Annotated in this window: 1 protein-coding gene; it reads left to right on the top strand. The window is 65.8% G+C overall.

Going from position 1 to position 969, the window contains the following annotated elements; all coding sequences use genetic code 11:
* Positions 1-969 (top strand): HAD-IC family P-type ATPase (locus D6877_RS13090; RefSeq protein WP_130911060.1); only part of this gene is annotated, 969 nt, incomplete at both ends.

Here is a 969-nt window from a genome sequence, read left to right as displayed (position 1 = left end):
TGGACTCAGCGCGGGCGTTCTGGATCGTCCTCGCCATGCTGGTGGCGACCTGCCCCTGCGCGCTGTCATTGGCGACGCCGACCGCCCTCACCGCCGCCACCGGCACCCTGCACAAACTCGGGCTGTTGCTGACCCGCGGCCATGTGCTGGAAGGCTTGAATCAGATCGACACGGTGATCTTCGACAAGACCGGCACGCTCACCGAAGGCCGCTTGGTGCTGCGCTCGATTCGCCCGCTCGGCAGGCTGGACAGCGAGCAATGCCTGAGCCTTGCCGCTGCGCTCGAGAACCGTTCGGAACACCCGATCGCCCGGGCGTTCGGCCGTGCTCCACTGGCCGCTGACGATGTGCAGAGCACACCGGGGCTGGGGCTGGAAGGCGTGGTCGGTGAGCAACGCTTGCGCATCGGTCAGGCCAAATTTGCTTGCGCACTGAGCGGCGCGGCACTGCCGTCAATGCCTGATGAAGCCGGGCAATGGTTGCTGCTCGCCGACACACACGGACCGCTGGCGTGGCTGGTGCTCGATGATCGCCTGCGTGACGACGCCCCTGCCCTGCTCGCGGCCTGCAAAGCGCGAGGTTGGCGCACCTTGCTGTTGTCCGGCGACAGTTCGCCGATGGTCGCCAGTGTCGCCGCCGAATTGGGCATCGACGAGGCCCGTGGCGGTTTGCGCCCCGATGACAAACTGCTAGTGCTGCAGCAACTGCACAAGGAAGGGCGCAAGGTGCTAATGCTCGGCGACGGCGTCAACGACGTGCCGGTGCTGGCTGCAGCCGACATCAGCGTGGCCATGGGCTCGGCCACCGATCTGGCGAAAACCAGCGCCGATGCAGTGTTGCTTTCCAATCGCCTTGACGCTCTGGTGCAAGCCTTCACGCTGGCGCGACGCACGCGCCGGGTAATCATCGAAAATCTGCTGTGGGCAGCGCTGTACAATGGCCTCATGTTGCCGTTCGCCGCCCTCGGCT

The organism is Pseudomonas sp. Sample_9, assembly GCF_004307535.1.
Classification (GTDB): domain Bacteria; phylum Pseudomonadota; class Gammaproteobacteria; order Pseudomonadales; family Pseudomonadaceae; genus Aquipseudomonas; species Aquipseudomonas mercuritolerans.
Note: the sequence above shows the minus strand (reverse complement) of the source record. Positions and strands in the feature narration are given on the sequence as shown.